The following is a 25,653-nucleotide window of genomic DNA, read 5'->3' as shown; positions in this document are numbered from 1 at the left end:
GTGCCGCGCCCCGGCACGGCGGTGAGGGGAAGAGGAAGGGTCTGGGCCGCGTCCGGAACATCACCGGACGCGGCCCAGACCCTTCACGCCTTGCTACGACGCCCCGGCCGGGTGGGGGGTGGAGAAGTCCGGCCGGGGCGCGCAACCCCCGTTCTCGCGATGGCTACTTGAGAGCGGCGAACGCCTTGGAGAAGGCGCCGTCGCTCTGGACGATGGAGCTGCAGACCGCGTCCGCGGTGTTCTTGGCACCGCCGGCGCACTGCTTGTCACGGGCGGCGGACCACATCGAGAGCCAGCCGATGCCCTTGGACTGCGCGAAGGCCACGAGCTGCGAGGCGTCGTCGACCTTGAAGATCTCCGAGGCCACGTCGTTGACGCCGATCATCGGGGTGACGGCGACGGTCTTCCACGCGGCACTGTCGGAGAGGCCGAGGACGCTCTTGATCTGCGCCTGCGTGGCCGTGGCGGCCTGCTGGGCGAGGTCGCCCATGTCACCGCTGAACGCCGGGCCGTAGTCCATCGCCATGATGTTCACGGTGTTGATCTTCACGCCGTTGGACTTGGCGTCGGAGAGCAGGCTGACGCCGTCCTGGGTGAGGCCCTGGGGCAGGACCGGCAGGGTGAAGGAGACGTCCAGGCCCGGGTGCTGCTGCTGGAGCTTGGCGATGGCCTTCGCCCGGTTGGAGTTGGCCGTCGTGTTGGGCAGCGCACCGCCCTCGACGTCGAAGTCGACCTTCGTCAGCTTGTAGGCGTCCACCGCCTTGCCGTACGCCGTCGCCAGCGCGTCGGCCGAGGAGCAGGTGGTGGCCAGTTCCGAGCCGGAGGCCCCGCCGAAGGAGACTCGGACGTCGCCGCCCTTGGCGCGCAGCGCGCCGATCTGCGCGGCCACCGCGTCACTGGCGAGGTCGCTCACGCCGCCCCACTTCGGGGTGCAGCCGCCGCCGTCGGTGACGAACGCGAGGTTGTAGTTCTTCACTCCGGTGGCGTCGGCCGCCTTGAGCAGGTCGAAGGCCGGGAAGAGGGAGGTGTCGACGTAGGGCGCGAAGCCCGCGGTCGTCGTGGTGCCGCCGCCCGAGCTCTGTGTGGGGGTCGGGGTGGCCGTGGCGGTGGCCGTCGGCTTCGGGGTCGCTGTCTGCGTCGCGCTCGCGGTCGGGGTGGGCGCGGCCGTGGGGGTCGCGGTCTGCGTCGGGCGTCCGCTCGGTTCGGGCGTCGCTCCGTCGTCCACCGAGCACTTGGTGCCGTCGATGACACAGCCTGTCGGGTTCGCGGTGCCGGTCACGACGAAGCCGACGGTGACGGACTCGCCGGCCGCCAGACCGTCCTTGTCCCAGGACGGCGGCGTCACGGTGACGTGCTGCCCGCTCACCGACGACGTCGCGTCCCACAGCGAGCTGAGCTTGGACCCCGAGGGCAGGTCGAACTCCAGCTTCCAGTCGGGCTTCCGCTGGCCCGTGTCGTTGGAGACGACGTACTGCCCGGTGTACCCCGTGGACCACTCGCTGGTCCTGGTGTAGGCGGCGCCGACGCTCGACGCGTTCGCGATGCCGGTGAACACGAGGGCGCCACCGCCGGCCACGGCCGCCGCGACGATGCCGCCGATCACCTTGTTCCTGCCACTGACCTTGCGCCGGTGCGTGCTGCTCATCGCGTGTGCCTGCCTTCGCGGAATCACGGGGTTCGCTGGGTTGTCCCAGGGGGTGCGGGCATCACGCTAACGATCCGGAATCGGTCAAACCGCCTGATCCGGACGGCGGTTGAGGATCTTAGGGTCCGCTTAAGGAAGGCATCGGGAGGCGTTAAAGGTCGAGACCAATGTGGGCGGTTTGCCGGGTGCGCGGGCCCACGGGGAACAGCAGGTCGCCCGTGGCGTGTCAGCGCACGCCCGCGCCGCGCCTGCGGCGCCGGACGCTGCCGCGGTGTCCGCTGCGGACCGGCGCTCTGCCGTCCAGCTGGATCCAGATCCGCACCTCGGTTCCGCCCAGCACGGAGGACCCGATCCGTACGTCCCCGCCCGTCGCCTCCGCGAGCCGTCGCACGATGTCGAGGCCGAGGCCCGTCGACCCGTCGTTGCCCGAGCCCCGGCCGCGGGCCATCGCCGCCTCCGGATCCACGATTCCGGCGCCCGCGTCCGACACCAGCACGATCACGGCGTCCTCGGCGTTGTGCACGTCGACCGCGAAGGCCGTGCCCTCGGGGGTGTGACGGAAGACGTTGCCGAGGAGGGCGTCGAGCGCGGCGACGAGATCGGCGCGGGCCACGGGTATGCGGCACGGCCGGTCCACACCGGCCACCCGCACCTTGCGTCCCTCGTCCTCCGCGAGCGCCGACCAGAAGTCCATCCGCTCACGGACGACTTCGGACGCGTCGCACCCGGCTCCGGCGCCGATCGCCGCGGTCTGCGGTTTGGCCTCCCGGGCCGTCCTGATGATCGTGTCGACCTCACGCTCCAATTGCTCGACGGCGGCCCGGGTCTGCTCGGCGGCCGGTCCGTCCCCGAGGGAGGCGGTGTTGAGCCGCAGCACGGTCAGCGGCGTACGCAGACGGTGCGAGAGGTCGGCGGCGAGTTCTCTCTCGTTGGCGAGCAGTTGGACGACCTGGTCGGCCATGGAGTTGAAGGCGACGGCTGCCTGACGCAGTTCGGTCGGCCCTTCCTCGGGCACTCGGGAGCCCAGCTTCCCCTCGCCCAGTTCGTGCGCGCTCTCGGCGAGGCGCTGCGCGGGCTGCACCATCCGCACGCCCAGCCGGTCGGCGACCGCGACCGAGCCGACGACGAGGGCGGCGCCGACCGCGGCGAGGACCGCCCAGGCCGTGCCGACGCCGTTGCTGACCTCGGACTCGGGGACGTACACCTCGATGACCGCGATCTCGCCGGAGCCGAGCGCGACGGGCTGGAGCAGGGTGGAGCCGCCGGGGACGTCCGCGGTGGAGGCCCGGCCCAGCCGCCGGGTCATGGCGATGTCCTTGCCGACGGCGCGCCGCTTGCCGATCTCGACGGCCGGCTGGCCGTCGGCGGCGGGGATGTGCACGGCCATCTGCGCGTCCGATCCGGCGGAGACGACGACGCGCTCCAGCTTCTCCCGGTCGGTGGTGATGGAGAGCGCGGGCGCGATGGCGGCGGCCTGCCGCTCGGCGTTCGAGAACGCCCGGTCCCGTGCCATCTCCTTGATCACCAGGCCGAGCGGGACCGCGAAGGCGACGACGACCATCGTCGTCACCGCGACGCACACCTTGACCAGGGCCCACCTCACAGCGGACGCTCCGCTCTCGGCGGCTCCAGCTTCACGCCGACGCCCCGCAGGGTGTGCAGATAGCGCGGGCGGGCCGCGGTCTCCCCCAGTTTCCGGCGCAGCCACGAGAGATGGACGTCTATGGTCTGGTCGTCGCCGTAGGACTGCTGCCACACCTCGGCGAGCAGTTCCCTGCGCGGCACGACGACACCGGGGCGGCCGGCCAGGAAGGCGAGCAGGTCGAACTCGCGCCGGGTGAGGTCGAGTCGTACGCCTTCCAGTTCCGCCTGGCGGCGCAGCGGGTCGATGGCGAGCCCGCCGACGCGAAGGACCGTCGACACGGGGGTGTCGCCCACGGTGGTCCGCGAACGGCGCAGCACCGCCGCCATCCGCGCGGACAGGTGCTCGACCGAGAACGGCTTGGTCAGATAGTCGTCCGCGCCGGCGTTCAGGAGCCGGACGATCTCCGTCTCGTCGTCCCGCGCGGTGGCGATGATCACCGGGACGTCGGTGATCCCGCGCAGCATCTTCAGTGCCTCGGACCCGTCCAGGTCGGGCAGTCCGAGATCGAGGATCACGACGTCGAAGGAGAAGTGGGCGACCTCGCGCAGCGCCTCCAGGGCGGTGCCGACGCTGCGCACGATGTGCGCGGCCTCGGTCAGATGCCGGATGAGCGCCGAGCGTACGAACTGATCGTCCTCGACGACGAGCACACTTGCCATGGGCGGCACCGTACGCCATTCGGGAGCGACCGTCCGGAGCCTGTGGACAACCCCCGTCAGGCACTTGTGGACAATCCCGGCCCGGCCCCCCGGGACATTCCGGATCTTGGCAGGGCCGGGAGACACCCGTGGTGCTCGTGGTGCAGTATGGCCGCGATGCGCAGAGGACTCGTACACGTACTCGCGTGGTTGCTCGCCACGGGCGCGGCGGTCACGCTGTCGTGGTGGGGTGTCCACACCGTCATGACGGGGACGGCCTACGACCCGCCGCGCGCCCTGCCCATCACGGTGGCGGGCGCGACGGCGCCGGAGACGAGACCGCTGGCGTCCTCGACCCGGCGGGCCGAGCCGTCCAGGAGTGCTCCGAACAGCGCGTCCACGAGCCCGAAGCCGAGCTCGACGCCCTCGAAGTCCGGTTCGGCGAGCGGCAGTCCGTCACCGGCCCCGCCGGCTGCGACGGCGTCCCCGTCCGCCTCCGGACAGGTCAAGGGCTACGACTCCGACGGCGGCCGGGTGGTCTTCGACATCACCGCCACGTACGGGACGCTGGTGTCCGCGACGCCGAACACCGGCTGGTCGATGCAGGTGTGGAAGACCGAGACGTGGATCCGCGTGGAGTTCACCTCGGGCGCCGACCGGGTGTCGGTGTTCTGCGACTGGCACGACGGGCCTCCGCACGTGGACATCGGGACGTACTGAACCGACGCGCGCGGCGAGCGGGCGTCCGCACGCCCGCCGGGGTGCGCTGACGCCGGGTCAGCGGAACACGGACGGCGGCGGTGCCGGTGAGGCGACCGCCACCGCGTCCGTGACCGGTACCGCGCCGCCCGTGAAGTCCAGGAGCTCCTTGCCGTGTTCGACCCGGGCGGGATGCGGGTCGGAGGCGGCGCGGCGGGTCAGTTCGGCGATGGGCAGGGGCCGGCCGGAGGCGACGAGGACGGCGTTCCCGAAGCGTTTGCCGCGCAGCACCGTCGGGTCGGCGACCAGGGCGAGCTCGGGGAAGACGGAGGCGACGGTGGCGATCTGGCCGCGGAGGTGCGCGAGCGGGGGGCCGTCGGCGAGGTTAGCGGCGTAGACCCCGGAGTCCTTCACGGTCCGGCGGACCTCCGTGACGAACTCGGCGGACGTCAGGTGGGCCGGGGTGCGCGCGCCGCTGAAGACGTCGGCGATGACCAGGTCCGCCCAGCCGTCGGGCACCTTGGCGAGGCCTTCCCGCGCGTCCACGGAACGCACCCTGATCCGGGCGTTCGGGTCCAGTGGCAGTTCGCGGCGCACCAGTTGGACGAGGGCCGCGTCCCGCTCGACGACCTGCTGGGTGGACCGGGGACGCGTGGCGGCCGTGTAGCGGGCCAGGCTGAGGGCGCCGCCGCCGAGGTGGACGACCTGCACGGGCTTGCCGGGCGGGGCGACGAGGTCGATGACATGACCGAGGCGGCGCTGGTACTCGAAGCTGAGGTACGCGGGGTCGTCGAGGTCGACGTGGGACTGCGGGGCGCCGTCGATGAGCAGGGTCCAGCCGCGTGCCCGGTCGCGGTCGGGCAGCAGCTCGGCGAGCCCGCCGTCGACGGCCTCGACGACCGCCTCGGCCGGCCCGCGCCGTCCACCCCGTCCGGTGTCACGGCCGTCGTCCGCCCGCTGTTTCCTCGCCCTTGCCATCTGGCCATTATCGGGGCGCGGGGACGGGTCGGCTCAGCGACCGGTCACCGGGGCGCGCGCCCGCTCACCGGCAGCCGTCGGCCGCCTCGATCAGCCGCGCGGCCTCGCCCAGCGCGGCCCGCAGCACCGCCGGATCGGTCGCGAGGTCCGCGTCACCGGGCGGGAGCAGCCAGTCCGAGCCCTCGACCGGAGGCTCGGGCGCCGGCCGCAGGCCGCGGCCGCCGGTCTGCGTACAGGTGCTGCCGGGCACGTCCCAGGCGTCGGCGGTGCCGGGCGGCACCAGGAAGCCGAGGGTGTCGCAGCCGCCGTCGTGCAGGACGGGCCCCACGAGGTCGGCCGCGCCCCGGCGCAGGATGTCGACCGCTTCCAGCCCCTGGCGGGCCGGGACGGTCACCAGGTCGCACTCGGCGGCCGGCCGCGGCGGGACGCCGCGCTCCGGGGACGGCCTGTGCTGCGCGGTCGACGGCGGCGTACGGAACTCGATGCTCTGCGTGATCTGCATCCCGGCCTCCAACGGAACCCCTCCTCATGACGAGTGGGTCGGGAGTTCGGGCGGCTCCCGGTCCACCCGGTTCAACGCGCCAGGACGTCAACGGCTACGGCGAAACTCCGCCACAAAGGATGGCAGTTCATGGCAGATCGTGGATGAGATATCCGGTTTGTAGCCAAACCCAGCGTGGCGGCGTTGTCACAGCAGGTACGTTCTTGCCCCGCCGGAAGCAGGCACCTACCGGGTACAACCCGGTCAAGTCAGCCTCGGTTCCGGCGTGGTTCGACGGTTCGCAAGAGAGGGCCCGGCCATGGCGTCGTCATCGGTGACCTCGTCCCCGTCCCCCCGGCCGGCACGGCCGAATCTCGCCTTCCGGAGGCTGCGCGGTCAGCGCTCCCCGGGCGAGTTCGCCGCGCTGGTACGGAGGGCCGCGCGCGAGATCGGCGAGCGGGTGAGCTGCGACGCGCGCTACATCGGGCGCGTCGAGGCGGGAGAGATCCGCTGTCCCAACTACGCGTACGAGCGGGTGTTCCTGCACATGTTTCCCGGCCGCACACTGACGGACCTCGGTTTCACGCCCCGCTCATGGGTGCGCGGACGCGGGGCGCGCGACACCGGGGAGCCCCCCCTCGCGCACTCCACGAACCTCCCGCACGCCCCGCACGCGCATGAGACGGACGGGGCGCGCGAGACGTATGAGACGTCGGGTCCGCTCCCTGTCCCGGCTCCGTACGGCCCGCGCACCGCGCACCACACGGACAGCCCGCACGATCCGTACAGCCCGCACGATCCGTACGACCCGCACCGCTTGTGCGATCCGTACGACCCGTACGACAAACGCGATCAGAACCACGAGGAGAGCGACGTGCAGCGTCGCGCATTCATGACCGGAGGCACCGCCACGGTGGCCGCCTCACTGGGACCCTTCGCGGGCGCCTTCGGCGGCACCGCCGCGGCCTGCGAACGCCGCGTCCACCGGGCGGGTACGTCCGAGGCGGGCGCCCTCGAAGAGGCCGTCCGCAGGATCCGGCTGCTCGACGACAGACACGGGGCCGACGGGCTCTACCGACGCGCGGCGGCACCCCTGCGCACGGCCTACGAACTGCTCGACGCGGGCACCACCCGGCGGGCGACCGCCGACCGGCTGTACTCCGGAGCGGGCGAACTGGCCATCTCGGTGGGCTGGCTGGCACATGACTCCGGGCGCTTCGACGACGCGCGCTCGCACTACGCGGAAGCCCTCGCGACCGCCCGGATGGCGGGCGACGCGGGCCTGGAGGCCCACGCCTTCTGCAACACGGCGTTCCTCGCCCGCGACGCGGGGCGCCCGCGCGAGGCCGTACGCGCGGCCCAGGCCGCCCAGCGCGCCGCACGTCCCCTCGGATCCCCCCGGCTGCTCTCCCTGCTGGCGCTGCGCGAGGCGGGCGGCTGGGCCGGACTCGCCGACCGCCGGGGATGCGAGCAGGCGATGGCCCGCGCACAGGCCCTCTACGAACGGGGCCCCTCGGAGACCGACCCCGAGTGGATGACCTTCTACGGGGAGGCCGAGCTGGAGGGGCTGGAGGCGCAGTGCTGGTCGACGCTGGGCGACTGGCCCCGGGCCGCCCGCCACGCACGCCGCGCGGCCCACCTCCAGGACCCGCACTTCACCCGCAACATCGCCCTCTACACCGCCGAACTCGCCGACGACCTCGCCCGCGGCGGCCGCCCGGACGAGGCGGCCCTCGCCGGTCTGCGCGTCCTGGACCTGCTGAACGAGGTCCAGTCCTCCCGCATCCAGACCATGCTGGCGGCCACGGCCCGCGTGCTGCTGCCTCACCGCCGGGCCTCGGGCGTCTCGGCGTTCCTCGACCGGCACGCGAGCCTGCCCCGCACGGCGTGAGGGCGGCCGGGGGCGCCGGTCAGGCGCTCAGGTGCCCGCAGTCGTTCCACACCTCGATCGCCGGTTCCCCATAAGCCCAGCCGAGCACCGACAAAGAGGTCGGGTTGAGGCGGATGCGGGCCGCGAAGTCCAGCGGAAGGCCCATCCAGCGGGCGCCTATGGAACGCAGGATGTGGCCGTGGGCGAAGATCAGCACATCGCGGTCCTCGGAGCGGGCCCACGAGACGACCTCGTCCGCGCGCGCGGTGACCTGCTCCAGGGTCTCCCCCTCGGGGACCCCGTCGCGCCAGATGAACCAGCCGGGACGGATGTCCTGTATCTCGGCCGGGGTCATGCCCTCGTAGGCGCCGTAGTCCCACTCCATGAGCGCGTCCCAGGCCGTCGCCCGCTCCCCGAAGCCCGCGAGTTCGCACGTCTCGCTCGCGCGCGCGAGCGGGCTGGCACGCACCTCGGCGGCGGGCAGCGAGTCGAACGGTGACCGGTGGAGCCGCTCGCCCAGCAGCTTGGCTCCGCGCCGCCCCTCCTCCAGGAGGGGGATGTCCGTCCTGCCGGTGTGCTTTCCGGACAGCGACCATTCGGTCTGTCCGTGCCGGGCCAGCAGGATGCGCGGTGCCATGACGAGGAGCCTTTCCGTGACGGGCGGCACGGATGAGAGGGCCGGCTCACCCGTGGACGACTGAGGAGTGGGTCACTCCATCATCGCTCACGTCCGCTCCGGGCAACCCGGAGGGCGATCTCCGCGTCTTTGACATCCGGGGCGCCCCTCCGGGGAATTCGCGTACACCGTAAAATCCCCGGGTGGCCACGGACCGGGTCACCGCGAACGAGCAAGCACGAGCAGTTGGGGGAGGGCGATCGGATGCCGCAGACCGATGCACCGCGTACCGAAGCGGCACCGCGCGCCCGGTCGGGCCGGTGGAGCGCCCTGCGCGCGTCCGCCGCGTCGCAGGCCCGTCTGCGCTGGTGGACCGAGGTCCCGCTGATCCTGCTCGTGTACGGGGCGTACACCGCGGGCCGGCTGCTCGCCCGGGGCAACACCTCCGGCGCCGTGGACCACGGCCTGGAGATCCTGCGCGTCGAGAAGGCTCTCCACCTCAACGCCGAGCATCCGCTGAACCGGCTGTTCACGCGGGAGACCTGGCTCGGTGTGCCCGCCGACTTCTGGTACGCGTCGCTGCACTACGTGGTGACGCCGGCGATCCTCATATGGCTCTTCCGCTCCCGGACCGTGCGCTACCGCGCGGCCCGCACCTGGCTCTGGACCTCCACGTTCATCGGCCTGATCGGCTTCACCCTGCTGCCGACCTGCCCGCCCCGGCTGCTGTCGCCCGAGCACGGCTTCGTCGACACGATGGCCCAGTACAGCGCCTACGGCTGGTGGGGCGGCGAGGCGAGCGCGCCGCGCGGCATGGGCGGGATGACCAACCAGTACGCGGCGATGCCGAGCCTGCACGTGGGCTGGGCGCTGTGGTGCGGGGTGATGCTGTGGCGTCACGGCCGTACGCCCGCGGCCAGGGCCGCCGCCGTCATCTATCCGCTGTTCACCACGATCGTCGTGATGGGCACGGCCAACCACTACTTCCTGGACGCCGTCGCGGGTGCCGCCGTGATGGGGGCCGGCCTGCTGCTGACCCCGTTCGTGATGCGGGCGGCGGACCGGGTGCGGACGCTGCTGAAGGTCCGTGTCCCGTGGGCCGGGGGTGCCGCGGGGGGCGAGGGTTCCGCGATTGTCAGTGCGGGGTGCCAGACTTCCACGGGTGAACGAATTCCCCGACAGCGCGAGTCCCGGCCCGGGCCGGGAGCCGAGGCAGGTGCCTCCGCCACGGAGGCGGGCGACAGCGCTGCGACAGCAGCTCGCTGAGCTGCGCGGTCCGGACATCGCGCCGAAGGCGCTGGACGCGCGGGCGCTGGCGGCGCTCGCCGCCAACCCCGGGTGCGACCGGCGCGCCCTGCTGGACGGCGTGGGCGTCGACAAGGCGAAGCTGGCCGGTGCGATCGGCGCGCCGTCCGCGTTCGGGATGTCGCAGTTCGCCTTCATGCGGGGCAACGCGTTCGAGGCACGGGTCAAGGCCGACGGCGGCGCCGAGCTGCTGCGGCTGGTGCACGAGAAGCTGGACCCCGGCGCCGCGCCGCCCGGCGCCGGTTCCGTTCCCGACCTGAGCGCGATCGGCCCCGAGGGGCGCACGGAACGTACGGCACGGGCGTTGCGCGAGGCCACCGGGGCCGGCGCCTGGACCCTGCTCGACCACCCCATGCTCGCCCTGGACGTCGCGGGTTCCCCGGCCTTCCTGGAGCCGGACGCGGTGGTCGTGCATCCCGACGGCGGCTGGACGGTCGTCGAGATCAAGTCGTTCCCGATGCTCGACGGCTCGGCCGACCCCGCCAAGGTGGGCGCCGCCGCCCGGCAGTCCGCGGTGTACGTCCTGGCCCTGGAGGAGGTCGCGGCCGGCCTCGATCCCGCTCCCGAGGTCCACCACCGTGTCCTGCTGGTCTGCCCGAAGGACTTCTCCAACCTCCCGGCCGCCTCGGCCGTCGACGTGCGCAAACAGCGCGCGGTCACCCGCCGCCAGCTCGCCCGCCTCACCCGCGTCGAGGACATCGCGGCCGCCCTCCCCGAGGGCACCTGCTTCTCCCCCGGTCTTCCCGCCGAGGATCTGATCACGGCCGTCGAGGCGGTCCCCGCCACCTATGCCCCCGAGTGCCTGTCCGCCTGCGAACTGGCCTTCCACTGCCGGGCCCGCTCGCGCGCCGAGGGCGCGGTGACCTCGCTCGGCCGCTCGCTGCGCGCGGAACTCGGCGCCCTGACGACCGTCCCGGACGTCCTCGCCGCGGCACGCGGGAAGGCGGGCGACCCCGGCGATCCCGCCGTGGCGGCCCTCAGGAGAGCGGCAGCGCTGCGCGCGGAGGCCCTGAGCGGCGCGTCCGCGCAGGCCCGTACCCGAGCGGCGGAGCGGGTACCGGCCGCGGTGGCGGCACGGACCGGCGTACGGGACGACCACGCGGCAGGCCGGATCGGCACCGCCGGCGCCCTCCTCGCCACGCCACCCACGGTGCCCGCCCCCGGCTCCCCGACCCTGGAGGCCGACGCACCCCGAGCCGACGCATCGCGGACCGGCACACCCCGAGCCGACGCACCCCAGGCCGGTGCACCGCGGACGGGCGCATCGCGGGCCGGTGCGCCCGGAACCGCTGCGGCCGGTGTGCCCGGGTCCCCCGAGGCGTCCGCCCCCGGCGTCACGGACGGCCGGGAGGCGGGCGTATGTCGCTGATCACCGCCCTCGCCCGGCTGGAGGCCGTCGAGAGCGGCCGGGCGCAGCCCGCCGCCACCGTGCTCCACCGCCATCTCGTCGAACGGCCGCTGGTGTTCGTGCCGCTGACCACCGCGGGCGAGGCGGGGGCCCCGCTCGGCGCGCTCGTCGGCACGGACCGGGACGCGCCCCGGCTGCTGGTCGTGCCGCAGCCGCGCGACCGCGACCTGCGTTTCGCCTTCCTCGCCGAACTCGCGGACGTCGTCCTGCCCTATGTCGACGCGTACGCCGACGTCGTCGAGGCGGCCGAGCGCAGCGAGACCGACCCGGAGACCGGCAAGCGCGTCAAGGTCGAGGTCGAGCTGTGCGCCGACGCTCCGCAGCTGATCGTGCCGGGCCGGGCCGGTATCGAGTTCGTCCGCCTCCTCGGGCGCTCCACCCGCTTTCGCCGCACCGCCGAGCAGGATCCCGAGACACCGCATCCGGCGCCTCCCCGGGTGCCGCTGTTCGGGCGCTGGCTGACCCACTTCGGGGAGCGCGCCCGGGTGCCCGGCTCCGCCCTGCTCCTCGCCCTCACCGATGTGCTGTCACGGCACTGGGCCACCGGTCAGAGCAGCCTGGAGGATCAGCATCTGGGCGCGCTCCTGGCCTGGCTCGATCCGCCGGACGGCGGGCCGGGCGCCGAGGCGGCGGTGCGGGCCGAGCTCCAGCGGGACACGCGCGGTCAGCTCGTCTGCCCGCCCGCGGGACCGGCCACCGACCCCGCCTTCGACAACGAGCTGCTGGCCCCCGCGATCGAACGCTACGACCGCGCGCGTACGGCGCTGGCCGCCGCCGAGGACGGCGTCGAGGCGGACGACCGGCTCGGTGAACTCACCGCGGCCGAGCGGAGGATCCGCGACCTGGTCGAGAGCGTCACCCGGCCCACCTGGGACGCGGTCTGGCACGGGCTCGACCTGCTGCGGGCCCTGCCGGAGGGGGCGCGCGCCGCCGACCGGTGGACCCGTGACCGCTGGTCGTTCACCGGACACCGCGACCGGGTGGTGGCGGGCGAGCCGCCGCAGCCGCGCCGCGACGACGCGGTCACCGCCGCGAACAAGCTGGCCACCCGCGAGCGGGAGCAGGCCCGGCTGGAGGCGCAGGAGGCCCTGGACGACCCGCTGGTCATGGCCGGCCGGCGGCTCGCCGGAGAGGCGTTCGCCGGAGAGGTCACCGAGGTCGTGACGGCGTACAGCGAGGGCAAGCGGCCGAGCCCCCGCCCGCTGGTGACCGTCCGCACGGACGACCGCCCGCACCTGGGGGAACGGGCCAGGGTGTACCGCTCGCTCGGCGGGAAGCCGCAGGCCGCGGAGTTCGTGGGGTACGCCGACGAGGGCGCGGCCGTGGTGCTGCGGATCGTCGACAAGATGGGGCGCGGCAAGGAACCCGAGGCCGGGTCCGTGCCGGAGAAGGGGGACCTCGTCTGCTTCACGCTCTTCGAGCACGAGCAGCGCGGCGGTGCCAAGCTGCCCGACCCGGAGGAGACGCCGTGGACGCACGGAGGGCCGCCGGGTGAGCCCGACGCCCTGCCGCTGCCGGACCAGGTGACGGAGGAGGACGTCCTGTGACCGTTGTCTTCGACCCGGGTGCCGAGGCCGCCCGCGCCACCGACGCGATCCTGCGCGACACCCTGCACGGCACCGACCGCGGCGTCGTGGTCGACTCCCCGCCGGGCGCCGGCAAGTCGACCCTCGTCGTCCGGGCCGCTCTCGAACTGGCTGCCGCCGGACGCCCGTTGATGGTCATCGCGCAGACGAACGCCCAGGTCGACGATCTGGTGCTGCGGCTCGCGGAGAAGGAACCGGACCTGCCCGTGGGCCGGCTGCACAGCAGCGACTCCGACCCGTACGACAAGGCGCTTGACGGCCTGGACCAGGTCCGCAAGTCCGCGAAGGCGGCCGACCTGGCGGGCCTGGACGTCGTCGTCTCGACCGCCGCGAAGTGGGCGCACGTCAAGGGTGTCGAGCCCTGGCGGCACGCCATCGTCGACGAGGCGTACCAGATGCGCTCGGACGCGCTGCTCGCGGTCGCCGGGCTCTTCGAGCGGGCGCTGTTCGTGGGCGACCCGGGGCAGTTGGACCCGTTCGCGATCGTCGGTTCGGAGCAGTGGGCGGGACTGTCCTACGACCCGTCCGCGTCCGCGGTGTCCACGCTGCTCGCGCACAATCCGCAGCTGCCGCAGCACCGGCTGCCGGTGTCCTGGCGGCTGCCCGCGTCGGCCGCGCCCCTGGTCTCGGGCGCCTTCTACCCGTACACGCCGTTCCGCAGCGGCACCGGTCACGGCGACCGGCGGCTGGACTTCGCCGTCCCGTCGGACGGTTCGGGCACCGACCGGGTCATCGACGAGGCGGCCGAGTCCGGTTGGGGGCTGCTGGAACTGCCGGCCCGGCACACTCCGCGCACGGACCCGGAGGCAATCCACGCGGTGGCCGGGGTCGTACGGCGGCTGCTCGACCGGGGCGGCGCGGCCGTGTCGGAGCGGGCGGAGGATCCGGTGCCCCTGACGGCCGACCGGATCGCCGTCGGCACGGCGCACCGCGACCAGGCCGCGGCCGTGCGGGCGGCGCTGGCCGGTCTCGGCGTCACGGATGTCACCGTGGACACGGCGAACCGGCTCCAGGGACGGGAGTTCGACGTCACCGTCGTCCTGCACCCGCTGTCGGGACGGCCCGACGCCACGGCCTTCCATCTGGAGACCGGACGTCTGTGCGTCCTCGCTTCCCGGCACCGGCACGCGTGCATCGTGATCTGCCGGGAAGGAATCACGGAGTTGCTGGACGACCACCCGTCGACCGAGCCCGTACAGCTGGGGGTGACCGTGAAGTTTCCGGATGGCTGGGAGGCCAATCATTCGGTGCTGTCGCATCTGGCGGAACACCGGGTGGCCTGGCGGCCCTGAGCCCGCGGGCGGCCCGCTCCGAGGGCCCAGGGATCCGGCGAGGTCCGGCTTCCGCGGGCGTGCTCGGCCCTGCGGGCCCACTTGCGCGGGCGCGAGACAATGGACGGTGGCCCTTTGCCGAGAGGGGCCCCGAACCTACGAGGAGGAGAAGACATGGCGGAGCCCACGCCGCGTCGGAACGAACCGCGGCTACGCCCCGCGCCCCTGCTCTTCGAGCCCGCGGAGGCCGCCGGGGATCCGGAGCATTTCTTCGACCTGGAGTCGATCGACGATCCGCGCGCGCTGCTCGACCGGTCCACGGAGCTGGCGCACGCGTTTCGCGCCGCCGCCGACCGGGCCGTGGAGTTCCAGGCCATGGCCGCCGCGCAGCTCGCCGATCCGCGCCGTTTCGACCGGCTGACCACCGCCTCGATCGCCGAGCGGGCCGAGTGGACCGAGGACTACGCGAAGAAGATGGTCGAGTTCGGCCAGGACCTGCTGCGGGGCGCGGAGGGCAACGGACACGGTCACGGGGTGACCGACCCGCTGTGACGCGGACGCCCGGGATCAGGACGGCCGGGCGGCCTCACCCCGCCCCCTTCCTGGCATATGCCAGCCGGGCAAGATACTCCACCTCGGCCCTGCCTGTCCCGATTTCCGGCAACCCTCCGGGACGGGACGCTCACCGCCGGTAGATGTATGCGGCATGAGCAGCACACGGAACCCGCCGAGCAGCAGCCCGCACAGCCCCGGAGCCAGGTCGCCCGAAGAGCTGGACGTCTCGGGTGTCACGGCCGAGGGCGCCGCCTGGCTCGCCTCCGCGGGAACGTATCCGCGCAGCACGCTCGCTCTGTGGCGCGAACGGCCCGACGCCCCGGTCGTCCTGCTCTGCGGCAGCGCGTTCGACGTCGTCAGCGCCTCGGCCCTCTTCGGGCGGCGGATGCTCGACCGGCTCTGGGACGAGGGGCCGGGCTCGGGCCCGGTGGCGGCCTACCGCGGACGGATCCTGCTCTTCGCCGCGCCCGGCACCGCCCAGCGGCTCCCTTCGCTCATGGAGTGGGAGGAGTGGGGCGTGAGCACCTCCCCGGAACACGCGGGCGCCTCCCCCGCCCGCGTCGGCACTTCCCCGGAACACGTCGGCACCTCCCCGTCCCCGGAACGCGTCGGCACCTCCCCGTCCCCGGAACGCGTCGGCACCTCCCCGTCCCCGGAACGCGTCGGCACCTCCCCGTCCCGGGAACACGTCGGCGCCTTCCCGGGGCCGGCCGGCGCCTTCCCGGAGCGCGCGGGCGCCGGGGAGCGGGGCGGGCGCCCGGCGGCCGGGGCCGTCCAGGGGCCCGGTGGCCCCGTCGGCTCCGCCGGCCCGGGACACGGCCCCCGGGCGGGGCGGTGCCGCGAGGTGCCACCGCTGCTGTGCCACGGCACGGGAGACGCGGTCACCGTGCCCCCGCTGAACCCCGGGAGCCACGGGCCGGAGGCCGTCCGGGCCGATTCCCGCTGGCTGGTCGCCCCCGACACGCGGCGGCCCTGGCTTCCCGGCCCCGAGATCCTGCTCTGGGCGGCCGTGCGGGCGGCCCGCGAGGCGGCGGCGTCGGCGGTACGGATATCGATTTTTCCTCGTGCCGATCAGGATGCTAAGGTCTACGACGTCAGCAGGCGCCGCTAGCTCAGTTGGTTAGAGCAGCTGACTCTTAATCAGCGGGTCCGGGGTTCGAGTCCCTGGCGGCGCACGCCAACGAGAGCGGGATGATTCGCGGAAACGCGAGCATCCCGCTCTCGTCGTTTCCGCGGTCGCGGAGCCCGCTCAGCCTGTCGTGATCCGCACCGTCCAGGCCCCCGAGGCCGTCCGGTCCTCCACCTGGACCCGGACGTTCGCGCCCGGCACCTCGAAGCCCTCCCCGAGGCCCACCGGGGCGTCCGCGAGCGGCGGGTACACCGAGTCCTCCCAGCAGGACTCGGTGCCGGGGTGGGCGTCGAGGACCTGGATGGGTCCGCTGCCCGACTCGGTCCGGCTGCGGACCCGGTAGACGAGGACGCCCTGCTCGCACGTCGACCTGTCGTTGCCCGACGGCCCCCTGGCCTCGAAGGCGATCGCGCTGTCCGGGCCCGTCGGAACCACCGCCAGCTTGGTGCCCCGGCCGGCGCCGACGGTCCGCGATCCGGGGGGAGCCGCCACACCCACCGCGTTCGAGGAGGTGCCCGGCGCGCCCGGACCCCGCACGGACGTCCGCGGTCCGCCCGAGGGCACCCGCGGCCCCTGCCAGGCCACCTCCGGTCCGGTCGCCCCACTCGGCCCGGTCGCCCCGTTCGCCCCGTTCGACGCGGCCCGGCCTCTCGCCGCCGACGCGGCCGGGCCGGTGGCCAGCACCCCGGCTCCGGCGTCCTCCCGGGCGCTCGCTCCGGCCGATCCGACCGTGGAGCGGGCGGGTCCGGCCTCCAGCGGTTCCAGCGTCAGCCGGGTGGTGCCGGAGCCCAGGACGCACGCCACTTGATGCGGTTCCAGCCACCCCAGCCGCCACTTGTGCCAGCCGAAGAGGTCGGGGGCGAGGCCGAACTGGCTGCCCATGAGGTCCCAGTCGCCCACATAGGTGTCCCAGTCGCCCTTGCCGTCGGTGGGGCGGTGGTAGAGGTCGGGCAGATCGAAGACGTGGCCGGTCTCGTGCGCGAGGACGAGCCGGTCCGGCGGATGCTTCTCGAAGACCGTGACCACGCGCCGGATGTCCTTGCCGTCCGCGCGCAGCGGCGTGTCCAGGTTGACGACCTTCGTGGCGTCCGAGTCGACGCCCGGAGCGTCCGGGTCCGCGACGAAGTAGACGACGTCGTACCGCGAGAAGTCGATCCGCGGGTCGGCCACGGACAGGGCGTCGCGCAGATAGGCGGCACGGTCACCGGCGTTCCAGTCACGCTGTATGGCGTACGAGGTGGAGGCGTGCGGCATCCGGATCCAGGCACGCTGGGGATGCGGCCGGACCGTGAACTTTCCGTACGAGGCCTGCTCGAAGAAGCGGCTGGTGGCCGGGAAGTAGTCGCCCGTCAGCTCGGCGGGCGTGGTGCGCGGGGTGGAGTCGGGGAAGGACAGGAAGACCATCACGGCGTCGAGGGGCCGCGTGGGCCGCTCATAGGCGGCGTTCCAGGTGTCGGCGCCCTCCGAGTGGTGTGCCCCGGTCCGCGTCAGGGCGCAGGGCGACGCGAGGGGTTCGGCGATCGCGTGGCCCGGCCCCAGCGAGGTCGCCGCGAGCGCGGTCATCGACGTGAACATGGCCGCGGTGCTGCGCCAGCGGGCCGCCCCGTCGCGGGCGGGACCGCGCAGGAGCCCGCGAGCGAGAACCCTCAAGGGGAGCGGACGCGGCACGTCGACCTCCGGATGCGGTTTCGGGTCACCGCACCCAGCCTGATTGAATTTGTACTATTTCGCCCTGTTTGTCTGCACCGGACGAGTGAGTGCCGAGGGGGCCGACACCCCCGGACATGCACGGAACGTCACGTGCGGTCGGCGGGAGAGGGAACCCGTCCGGATAACAGGCAGAAACGATCTGTCAGAACAGGTGGTTGTTCCTGGACACTGGACAGTGGCCGCACCGTTTCGCGGGCAGCCTCTATGATCGGCACACTTTCCTGCACGGACACGGCTTGTGCGGCCGCCCATCACCGGCCGACCGCCCCGAGAGACCCATACGAAGAACGAGTGCACTGCGGGAGCGAGCGGTGAGCGGAACGTCCGAAGGGCCGGCGCCCGCGGGAGACCTCGTCCGGCCGACCGTCACAGAGCGTCACGTCGACACGTCTTCTCGTACGTCCGCCGGAACCTCTCACGGCCCACCCGCCCCCTCCGTACCGTCCGTGGCGCCGGGGCCGCCTTCCGGGACACCGGCCTCCCCTGCGGTTCCCGACGGAACGTCACTCCGTACCTTCCACGCGGCCTTCGGTACGGCTCCCCTCGCGATGGCCGTCGTCGACCGCGAAGGTCTCGTCGTCACCGCCAACGAAGCGCTGGGCACGCTGCTCGGCGCCGAGGCGCGGACGTTCACCGGGCGGGCCGCCGCCGATCTGGTGGACCTGGCCTCCGACGCCCGCACCTGGCACGCGTACCGGGAGATGCTGGGAGGCAGCCGGGCCCGGCTGCGCTGCACCCGCCGGCTCAAGCATCCCGACGGTCATGTGGTCTGGGCGCAGGTCACGATCGCGCCACTGCCCCCGCAGGAACGGGCGGTGCTGATCTCGGTCACGGACATCGGCGCGCGGCGTGAACTCCAGGCGCGGCTGCGCCACTTGCAGATGCACGACCCGGTGACCCGGCTGCCCAACCGCACCCTGTTCTTCGAGCGCCTCTCGGCGGCGCTGGAGGCGGAGGCGTACGCGGAGTGCGGCACCGGCCGGATCGGGCTCTGCTATCTGGACCTGGACGGCTTCAAGGCGGTCAACGACACACTCGGCCACCGGGTCGGGGACCGGCTGCTCGCGGCGGTCGCGGAGCGTCTGACGCGCTGCGCCGAGGAGGCCGGCCTCACGCGGGCCGCCAAACCCCTGGTGGCCCGGCTGGGAGGGGACGAGTTCGCGCTGCTCGTCGAGGACTCCACGGGCACCGACCAGCTCGCGGATCTCGCCGAGTCCGTACTGAAGGCGCTCCAGGCGCCGTTCGACCTGTCGGGGCAGCGGCTGTCCCTGTCGGCGTCCATCGGGGTCGTCGAGCGGCGCGCCACCGGCACGACGGCGACCGGTCTGATGCAGGCCGCGGACACCACGCTGTACTGGGCGAAGGCGGACGGCAAAGGCCGCTGGACGCTCTTCGACCCGGAGCGCAACGCGCACCGCATGACCCGCCAGGCCCTGTCGTCCACCCTGCGCGCGGCCGTCGAGCGGGGTGAGTTCGCCTTGGAGTACCAACCGTTGGTGGGGATGGAGGACGGCGGTGTGCACGGGGTCGAGGCGCTCGTCCGCTGGAACCACCCGCGGTTCGGGACGCTCACACCGAACCGGTTCATCGGACTGGCCGAGGAGAACGGCTCGATCGTCCAGCTCGGCCGCTGGGTGCTGGCCACCGCCTGCCGCCAGGCGCGCCGTTGGCAGCTCGACCGTCCGGACGCCCCGCCGATCTTCGTCAGCGTCAATGTCGCCGTGCGCCAGGTCTGGGACTCCGACCTGGTGGCGGACGTGGCGAAGATCCTGGCGGAGACCGGACTGGCCCCGCATCTGCTCCAGTTGGAACTGACGGAGTCGGCGGTGATGGGCTCGGCGGGCCGTCCGCTCCAGGCGTTGCAGGCACTCAGCGACATGGGGGTCCGCATCGCCATCGACGACTTCGGCACCGGCTACTCGAACCTCGCCTACCTGAGCAGGCTCCCGGTGTCGGTGCTGAAGCTGGACGGCTCGTTCGTGCGGGGCTTCCAGTACGAGAACGCCGACGGTTCGTCCGCCCACCCCAACCCGGCCGACGAGGTCATCGTCGAGGCGCTCATCCAGCTCGCCCACCGGCTCGGCCTGACGGTCACCGCCGAGTGCGTGGAGACCGCCTCGCAGGCGTCACGGCTGCGCGGGATCGGCTGCGACACCGGCCAGGGCTGGCTGTACTCCCGGCCGGTGGCGCCGGAACGCATCTCCGCGCTCCTGATGTCGGCGACCTGCCCTCAGGCCTGAGCGGTCCGCGCCCCCGGCAACCCGTAGGCGTCCGCGATCAGTTCGTACGAGCGCAGCCGTACGTCGGCGCTGTGCGCGTTGCCCGTGATCATCAACTCGTCGGCGCCGGTGCGCTTCTGAAGGTCGTCGAGGCCGGCGCGCACCTCGTCGGCGGTGCCGTGGATGACGTTGGCGTTCCAGGATCCGATGAACTCCCGCTCCATCGGGCTGAATTCGTAGGCCTCCGCCTCCTCCGGGGTGGGCACGAGTCCGGGACGCCCGGTGCGCAGGCGGACCATGTTCAGCGCGGCGGCCAGCACCTGGCGGCGGGCCTCCCTCTCCTCGTCCGCGGCGAGCGCGGAGACGCCGATGAGGGCGTACGGGGCGTCGAGGACCGCGCTCGGCCGGAAGGACTCGCGGTAGAGGTCGAGCGCCGGGATCGTGTTCTGCGCCGAGAAGTGGTGCGCGAAGGCGAACGGCAGGCCGAGGGACCCGGCGAGGCGGGCGCTGAAACCGGAGGAGCCGAGCAGCCAGACCGGGGGCCGGTGCGGGGACTGGACGCCGCCCGGCGAGGTCGCCTGGACCGGCCCGGGAACGGCGTGGATCCGGGCGTAGGGGTGGCCGTCGGGGAAGTCGTCGTCCAGGAAGCGGACCAGTTCCGCGAGCTGTTCGGGGAAGTCGTCGGCGCCCTCGCCCAGCCGCTGGGTGCGGCGCAGCGCGGCGGCCGTCGCGCCGTCCGTACCCGGGGCCCTGCCGAGGCCCAGGTCGACGCGGTGCGGGGCCATCGCCTCCAGCGTGCCGAACTGCTCGGCGATGACCAGCGGGGCGTGGTTGGGGAGCATCACTCCGCCGGAGCCCAGGCGGATGCGGTCCGTGTGGGCGGCCAGGTGGGCGAGGATCACCGCGGGCGAGGAGCTGGCCACGCCGGGCATCGAGTGGTGTTCGGCCACCCAGTAGCGGTGGAAGCCGCGGGACTCCGCGAGGCGGGCGATCTCGACACTGGTGCGCAGGGCGTCGGTCGCGGTGCGGCCCGCGCCCACGGTGACCAGGTCCAGTACGGACAGGGGCACGGGGGCGGTGCCCTGTGCCGTACCTCGGATCTCGTCCGTCTCGGCCGTCTCGTCCACCGGGGTGCCTCCTGTTGCGTACGCGTTGGTGTCCTCGGCGTACGAACAGGAGGCCGTCTCCGCTTATTCCCTCCGGGTGGGCGGGGAGCGCCCCTCAGACGCCGGAGGGGCTGGATCTTTCACTCCTGAAGGGCTGGACCACCCTCCGCCTGGACGATCGGTTCCCTGGTGAAGAGGGTGCCGAGGGCCGGGGCGTTCACGCGGCGGTCCGTCAGGCGCAGGGCCTCCCAGACCGTGACCTGGTTGGCGGTGAGGACCGGTTTGGCGAGCTCCTTCTCCAGGTCCGTGAGATGGGAGACGGTGTGCAGGGCCGTGTCGGGGAGGAGGATCGCGTCGGCGTCCGGGTGGTCCGCCGCCCTGGCCAGCGCGAGGACCTCGTCGTAGTCCCAGCCGGCGACCTCGGCGGCGGTGACGACGCCGGAGCCGCGCACCGCGGCCACCTCCGTACCGGTCTCCTTCAGGAACCCGGCGAAGAGCGCGGCCACGTCGTCGGGGTAGGTCGCCCCGATCGCGACCCGCCTCGCCCCGAGCTCCCGCACGGCATGGGCGAAGGCGAAGGACGTCGAGGAGGCGGGCAGCCCGGCCGTCCTGGCGAGGTCGCGGACCTGCTCGTGGGCGCCCTGCACCCCGTACACGAAACTGCCGCTCGTACACGCCCAGACCACGGCCTCCGCGCCGGACAGGCGCAGCTCCTCGACGCCCGCCGCCAGGCGGTGTGCCGAGCCCATTTCGAGGAGGGCGTCCACGCGGTGGGCGTCCTCCCCCATGTCCGTGTGGACGACGGTCAGGCGGATGTCGCTGCCGAGGAGCTGCTCGACGCGTGGGTAGTCGTCCTCGGCCGAGTGGCCCGGGTAGAGGAATCCGAGTGCGGTCATGCCCAACCTTCCTGTTCTTCGGGAAGTACGGGTCCCCGGCGGGCGGCCCGGTCAATCAGCCGCTGATAGGGGCCCACCGCCCGGGTACCCAGTTGGCGCAGCGCCGCCCACATCGTCACCTGGTTGGCCGAGATCACCGGTATCCGCAGTTCCGCCTCCAGCTGGGGGATGACGTCGTACGTCGGAAGGTTGGTGCAGCTGATGAAGAGGGCGTCCGCCGCGCCTCGCGCCGCCCGGCGGGCCATGTCGGCCACATCGCGGTACGGGACCTTCCAGATGTGCCTGGTCAGACCCATGAAGGCGCGCTCGGTGACTGTGATGCCGGCTTCCGCGAGGTACTCCTCCAGGGACTGGGTGACCGAGACCGTGTAGGGGGTGACCAGGGCGATCCGGCGGGCGCCGAGCTCCTCCAGGGCGGCGAGGAGGGCGCCGGAGGTGGTGAGCGAGGGCAGCGCGCCCGCCCGGGTCATCGCCTCGCACATCGCCCGCTCCCCGGCGACCCCGCCGACGAAACTGCCGGACGTGCACGCGTACGCGACGACCTCGGGCGCGACCGCGTTCAGGGCGCGGACCGCGTCGCCGAGGGTCTCGTGCTCGGAGACCAGGCGGGCCAGGTGCAGGCTCACCTCGACCGGTACGAACGGGGTGCGGGTCAGGTGCAGGGAGACGTCGTCCGGGACCCACCGCCACAGTTCACGGTCGAGGGCGAAGTCGAAGGGGGCGACGACGCCGACCCCGCGCTGTGGATACGGACCGCCGAGAAAGGAGACATCCATGGCAGGCACCGGCCTCGAAGAGGGAAACGGGCGGGCAACGGACCGTATGCGAGCCCGTGTTGACGAAGGTAGGTTCGGGTGCGAGCGTGGTCAATCCGCCCATCTCAGACGGTTCGGCTCCCGTTCGCCCGCACGTCTCCCGGTCATTTCGCCCCAGGATCTCCCAGAGAAGCGGACTCCCCTTGCGAAACGGTTTCCTCCGATGAACGCCCGTGTGTCCCCCGGCGCGTCCAGCCCGTCGGACCGGGCCACACTGCTCGTCCTGGACGCCGACCCGCTTCCCCGGCTGGGCCGGCTCACCGGCCGCGTACGGATCGAGCACGCCGACGAGTCCACGCTCGCGAAGCTGCTGCCGCACGCGGACGTGCTGCTCGTGTGGGACTTCACCTCGCGGGCCGTACGCCGTGCCTGGCCGGGCGAGGGGCCGCGGCCGCGCTGGGTGCACACCGCGAGCGCGGGTGTGGACCATCTGATGTGCCCCGAGCTCGCCGCCTCCGACACGGTGGTGACCAACGCGCGCGGCGTCTTCGACCGGCCGATCGCCGAGTACGTGGCCGCGCTGGTCCTCGCCATGGCGAAGGACCTTCCGCGGACCTGGGACCTCCAGCGGCAGCGCGAGTGGCGGCACCGCGAGTCGCAGCGGGTCGCCGGGACCCGCGCCTGCGTGGTGGGGTCGGGGCCGATCGGACGGGCGATCGTCCGCACCCTCAAGGCGCTCGATGTCACGACGGCACTGGTGGGACGCGTCCCGCGCACCGGGATCCACGGTCCCGGGGAGCTGGACCGGCTGATGGCGCGTGCCGACTGGGTGGTGTCGGCGGCGCCGCTCACCGCGGAGACACGCGGCATGTTCGACGCCCGGCGCTTCGGGTTGATGCAGCCCTCGGCCCGCTTCGTCAATGTCGGGCGCGGGCAGCTCGTCGTCGAGGAGGCGCTCGCCGAGGCGCTGTCGAAACGGTGGATCGCGGGCGCGGCCCTCGATGTCTTCGAGCACGAACCCCTCGGCCGCGACAGCCCGTTGTGGGACGTCCCGGGTCTGATCGTGTCGCCGCACATGAGCGGGGACACGGCCGGCTGGCGGGACGAGCTGGGGGAGCAGTTCGTGGAGCTGTTCGAGCGCTGGGCCGCGGGCAGACCGCTGTCGAACGTGGTCGACAAGAAGCGCGGGTACGTGCCCGGACACTGAACCGCCTCTGGGAGGGACCGATGCCGGAACTCACCGAGCTGACGGCGATACAACTCGTCGACGGGTACCGCAAGGGCGAATTCAGCCCCGAGGACGCGACCCGCGCGGCCCTGGAGAGAGCCGGCCGCGCGCAGCCCGCCGTGAACGCGTTCGTCGTTCTCTTCGCGGACGAGGCCCTGGCGCGGGCACGGGAATCAGCGGACCGCTGGCGGCGGGGCGAGCCCGCGGGCCTGCTGGACGGCGTGCCCGTGACGGTGAAGGACATCCTGCTGCTGCGCGGCCATCCCACCCTGCGCGGCTCCAGGACCACGATCGCGGGGGGCCGTTGGGAGGAGGACGCGCCGGCCGTGGCCCGGCTGCGCGAGCACGGCGCGGTGTTCCTGGGCAAGACGACGACGCCCGAGTTCGGCTGGAAGGGGGTCACGGACTCACCGCTGTCGGGGGTGACGCGCAATCCGTACGACGTCACGCGCACCGCGGGTGGCTCCAGCGGGGGCAGCGCGGCGGCCGTGGCGACGGGAGCGGGACCGTTGTCGCTCGGTACGGACGGCGGCGGCAGTGTCCGTATCCCGGCCGCTTTCTGCGGCATCTTCGGACTGAAGCCGACGTACGGCAGGGTGCCGCTGTATCCGCCGAGTGCCTTCGGGACTCTCGCGCACGTGGGCCCGATGACCCGGGACGCCGCCGACGCGGCCCTCATGCTCGACGTGATCGGCGCGCCGGACGCCCGCGACTGGTCGGCGCAGGCCCCGGCCGGGGGGTCCTTCGTGGACGCCCTCGGCGCGGGGGTCCGGGGGCTGCGGGTCGCCTTCTCGCCCTCGCTCGGCGGACAGGTCGCGGTCGCCCCGGCCGTGGCGGCGGCGGTACGGCGGGCGGTGGAGCGCCTCGCGGGCCTCGGCGCCCATGTCACCGAGACGGACCCCGGCTTCGCCGATCCGGTGGAGGCCTTCCACACCCTGTGGTTCAGCGGGGCGGCCCGGGTGACCCAGCGGTTCGGCGCCGGCCGGCGGGCCCTGCTCGACCCGGGCCTGCTGGAGATCAGCGGCCTGGGAGCCCGGTTCAGCGCGCTGGACTATCTCGCCGCCACGGACGTCCGGATGGCGCTCGGGCGCAGGATGAGCCTGTTCCACACGTCGTACGACGTGCTGATCACGCCCACCCTGCCGCTGACGGCCTTCGAGGCGGGCGCCGAGGTCCCGGCCGGGTCGGGCTCCCGTCGCTGGACGGGCTGGACCCCGTTCACCTACCCCTTCAATCTGACGCAGCAGCCCGCGGCGACGGTCCCGGTCGGCACGGACGGCCAGGGACTTCCGGCCGGCCTGCAGATCGTCGCCGCCCGGCACCGGGACGACCTCGTCCTGCGGACGGCACACGCGCTGTACGAGGCGGGCGCCGCCGGCGTCGCGGCGCCACCGCCCGTTCTCTAGAGCCGTTCGAAGCTCAGCGTCTCCCCCGCGGCGCCGGTGCGCCACAGGTCGTTGCAGGCTCGGGCCATCTCGTCGAGACCCTCGACCAGTTGGCCCCAGACGATGCCCGGCACCCAGCCCACGTCTCCGTTGAGGAGCAGGTTGTTGCGTTCGTAGAAGAGCGCGAGGTCGACCACGGTGGTGCCGGGGCGGACGTCGGTGCCGTATCCGTAGGCCCCGGTACCCAACTCCGTACCCGCGAAGGCGAAGTAGCAAAGGTCCCCGGGAATGGGAGTGACGGTCGGATTCTCCAGCGGTGGCTCGGATGTCGCGAAAGGGGGGAAGAGTGCGTAGATCTCATTGCGCGCGTACTTCGCGTGGTACACGTCCCCGCTCAGCGGGAGCGCGTCCCACACCGCCGCGCAGGTGACCGGCGCGCGGTCGTCGAGAAGTTTCACGGTGCCGTGCACACCGCGCCTGACCAGCGAGACTTCGATGAATCGAGCAGCCATGCGTTCCATGGTCCCG

21 protein-coding genes, 1 tRNA gene and 1 pseudogene are annotated in these 25,653 nt (G+C 73.1%); 12 read left to right on the top strand and 11 right to left on the bottom strand.

Features of this window, described 5'->3' with window-relative positions; genetic code table 11:
- Nucleotides 1-163: 163 nt before the first annotated feature.
- The 3 genes from ACF07B_RS01045 to ACF07B_RS01035 all read right to left on the bottom strand — a co-directional run bounded on the left by ACF07B_RS01045 (nucleotide 164) and on the right by ACF07B_RS01035 (nucleotide 3,949).
- On the bottom strand, nucleotides 164-1,645 hold the full coding sequence (locus ACF07B_RS01045) for a cellulose binding domain-containing protein (RefSeq protein WP_392177304.1): 1,482 nt from the start codon (nucleotides 1,643-1,645) through the stop codon (nucleotides 164-166).
- A gap of 226 nt (nucleotides 1,646-1,871) precedes the next feature.
- Nucleotides 1,872-3,248, bottom strand: coding sequence for an ATP-binding protein (locus ACF07B_RS01040; RefSeq protein ID WP_392177303.1), 1,377 nt, complete (start codon nucleotides 3,246-3,248; stop codon nucleotides 1,872-1,874).
- A complete protein-coding gene (locus ACF07B_RS01035; RefSeq protein ID WP_369485535.1) occupies nucleotides 3,245-3,949 on the bottom strand; it encodes a response regulator transcription factor in 705 nt (234 codons plus the stop codon). The genes ACF07B_RS01040 and ACF07B_RS01035 overlap by 4 nt, the downstream gene beginning before the upstream one ends.
- Nucleotides 3,950-4,105: 156 nt before the next feature.
- On the opposite strand from ACF07B_RS01035, the gene ACF07B_RS01030 reads away from it, so the two are divergent.
- Entirely contained in the window at nucleotides 4,106-4,648 is a 543-nt protein-coding gene (locus ACF07B_RS01030) for a hypothetical protein (protein WP_392177302.1), read from the top strand.
- A 57-nt stretch (nucleotides 4,649-4,705) separates the two neighbouring features.
- Here ACF07B_RS01030 and ACF07B_RS01025 read toward each other — a convergent pair whose 3' ends face one another.
- Together ACF07B_RS01025 and ACF07B_RS01020 are read right to left on the bottom strand one after the other, a co-directional pair.
- Nucleotides 4,706-5,605: a spermidine synthase gene (locus ACF07B_RS01025; protein WP_392177301.1), complete on the bottom strand. Its 900-nt coding sequence runs from the start codon at nucleotides 5,603-5,605 to the stop codon at nucleotides 4,706-4,708.
- A gap of 64 nt (nucleotides 5,606-5,669) precedes the next feature.
- Nucleotides 5,670-6,107, bottom strand: a complete 438-nt coding sequence (locus tag ACF07B_RS01020; RefSeq protein ID WP_362389861.1) for a hypothetical protein — start codon at nucleotides 6,105-6,107, stop codon at nucleotides 5,670-5,672.
- Nucleotides 6,108-6,405: 298 nt separating this feature from the next.
- Between ACF07B_RS01020 and ACF07B_RS01015 the strand changes: the two genes are divergently transcribed.
- The gene (locus ACF07B_RS01015; RefSeq protein WP_392177300.1) at nucleotides 6,406-7,977 is read left to right on the top strand and encodes a hypothetical protein; all 1,572 of its coding nucleotides are present in this window, start codon (nucleotides 6,406-6,408) and stop codon (nucleotides 7,975-7,977) included.
- Nucleotides 7,978-7,996: 19 nt separating this feature from the next.
- Here the strand turns inward: ACF07B_RS01015 and ACF07B_RS01010 are convergent, their stop codons facing one another.
- A complete protein-coding gene (locus ACF07B_RS01010; RefSeq protein ID WP_369485531.1) occupies nucleotides 7,997-8,593 on the bottom strand; it encodes a histidine phosphatase family protein in 597 nt (198 codons plus the stop codon).
- Nucleotides 8,594-8,836: 243 nt separating this feature from the next.
- On the opposite strand from ACF07B_RS01010, the gene ACF07B_RS01005 reads away from it, so the two are divergent.
- From ACF07B_RS01005 to ACF07B_RS00975, 7 genes and pseudogenes are all read left to right on the top strand, one after another.
- Nucleotides 8,837-9,838, top strand: a complete 1,002-nt coding sequence (locus ACF07B_RS01005) for a phosphatase PAP2 family protein (protein ID WP_392177299.1) — start codon at nucleotides 8,837-8,839, stop codon at nucleotides 9,836-9,838.
- Nucleotides 9,789-10,904, top strand: a pseudogene (locus tag ACF07B_RS01000) (hypothetical protein); the annotation flags it as partial. The gene ACF07B_RS01005 and the pseudogene ACF07B_RS01000, both read left to right, overlap by 50 nt.
- Before the next feature lie 332 nt (nucleotides 10,905-11,236).
- Complete coding sequence (locus tag ACF07B_RS00995) at nucleotides 11,237-12,832, top strand: hypothetical protein (protein ID WP_392177298.1); 1,596 nt, start codon at nucleotides 11,237-11,239, stop codon at nucleotides 12,830-12,832.
- Nucleotides 12,829-14,163, top strand: a complete 1,335-nt coding sequence (locus ACF07B_RS00990) for an AAA family ATPase (protein WP_392177297.1) — start codon at nucleotides 12,829-12,831, stop codon at nucleotides 14,161-14,163. The genes ACF07B_RS00995 and ACF07B_RS00990 overlap by 4 nt, the downstream gene beginning before the upstream one ends.
- Before the next feature lie 153 nt (nucleotides 14,164-14,316).
- Complete coding sequence (locus tag ACF07B_RS00985) at nucleotides 14,317-14,694, top strand: hypothetical protein (RefSeq protein WP_362389849.1); 378 nt, start codon at nucleotides 14,317-14,319, stop codon at nucleotides 14,692-14,694.
- Nucleotides 14,695-14,914: 220 nt separating this feature from the next.
- Entirely contained in the window at nucleotides 14,915-15,808 is an 894-nt protein-coding gene (locus tag ACF07B_RS00980) for a hypothetical protein (protein WP_392177937.1), read from the top strand.
- Nucleotides 15,799-15,872: transfer RNA gene (locus tag ACF07B_RS00975), tRNA-Lys, on the top strand. Before ACF07B_RS00980 ends, ACF07B_RS00975 begins: the two co-directional genes overlap by 10 nt.
- A gap of 74 nt (nucleotides 15,873-15,946) precedes the next feature.
- Here the strand turns inward: ACF07B_RS00975 and ACF07B_RS00970 are convergent.
- A complete protein-coding gene (locus ACF07B_RS00970) occupies nucleotides 15,947-17,494 on the bottom strand; it encodes a M6 family metalloprotease domain-containing protein (RefSeq protein ID WP_392177296.1) in 1,548 nt (515 codons plus the stop codon).
- 353 nt (nucleotides 17,495-17,847) lie between these two features.
- On the opposite strand from ACF07B_RS00970, the gene ACF07B_RS00965 reads away from it, so the two are divergent.
- On the top strand, nucleotides 17,848-19,776 hold the full coding sequence (locus ACF07B_RS00965; RefSeq protein ID WP_384232773.1) for a putative bifunctional diguanylate cyclase/phosphodiesterase: 1,929 nt from the start codon (nucleotides 17,848-17,850) through the stop codon (nucleotides 19,774-19,776).
- On the opposite strand, the gene ACF07B_RS00960 is transcribed toward ACF07B_RS00965, so the two are convergent.
- From ACF07B_RS00960 to ACF07B_RS00950, 3 genes are all read right to left on the bottom strand, one after another.
- Entirely contained in the window at nucleotides 19,767-20,882 is a 1,116-nt protein-coding gene (locus ACF07B_RS00960; protein WP_392177295.1) for an LLM class flavin-dependent oxidoreductase, read from the bottom strand. The two genes, ACF07B_RS00965 and ACF07B_RS00960, sit on opposite strands and share 10 nt — an antisense overlap.
- 119 nt (nucleotides 20,883-21,001) lie before the next feature.
- Nucleotides 21,002-21,757 carry a decarboxylase gene (locus ACF07B_RS00955; RefSeq protein ID WP_392177294.1) on the bottom strand — a complete coding sequence of 252 codons (756 nt, stop codon included), beginning with the start codon at nucleotides 21,755-21,757 and terminating at the stop codon, nucleotides 21,002-21,004.
- The gene (locus ACF07B_RS00950) at nucleotides 21,754-22,533 is read right to left on the bottom strand and encodes an aspartate/glutamate racemase family protein (protein WP_392177293.1); all 780 of its coding nucleotides are present in this window, start codon (nucleotides 22,531-22,533) and stop codon (nucleotides 21,754-21,756) included. The genes ACF07B_RS00955 and ACF07B_RS00950 overlap by 4 nt, the downstream gene beginning before the upstream one ends.
- 202 nt (nucleotides 22,534-22,735) lie before the next feature.
- Between ACF07B_RS00950 and ACF07B_RS00945 the strand changes: the two genes are divergently transcribed.
- Both ACF07B_RS00945 and ACF07B_RS00940 read left to right on the top strand, forming a co-directional pair.
- On the top strand, nucleotides 22,736-23,719 hold the full coding sequence (locus tag ACF07B_RS00945; protein WP_392177292.1) for a D-2-hydroxyacid dehydrogenase: 984 nt from the start codon (nucleotides 22,736-22,738) through the stop codon (nucleotides 23,717-23,719).
- A 20-nt stretch (nucleotides 23,720-23,739) separates the two neighbouring features.
- Nucleotides 23,740-25,146, top strand: a complete 1,407-nt coding sequence (locus ACF07B_RS00940) for an amidase (protein ID WP_392177291.1) — start codon at nucleotides 23,740-23,742, stop codon at nucleotides 25,144-25,146.
- On the opposite strand, the gene ACF07B_RS00935 is transcribed toward ACF07B_RS00940, so the two are convergent.
- A complete protein-coding gene (locus ACF07B_RS00935; protein ID WP_362389831.1) occupies nucleotides 25,143-25,637 on the bottom strand; it encodes a DUF3830 family protein in 495 nt (164 codons plus the stop codon). The genes ACF07B_RS00940 and ACF07B_RS00935 overlap by 4 nt on opposite strands.
- Nucleotides 25,638-25,653 lie beyond the last annotated feature (16 nt).

It is taken from the genome of Streptomyces sp. NPDC015532, assembly GCF_043078065.1.
Lineage (GTDB): Bacteria > Actinomycetota > Actinomycetes > Streptomycetales > Streptomycetaceae > Streptomyces.
The sequence above is the reverse complement of the archived record's forward strand: the minus strand, read 5'-3'. Positions and strand labels throughout refer to the sequence as shown.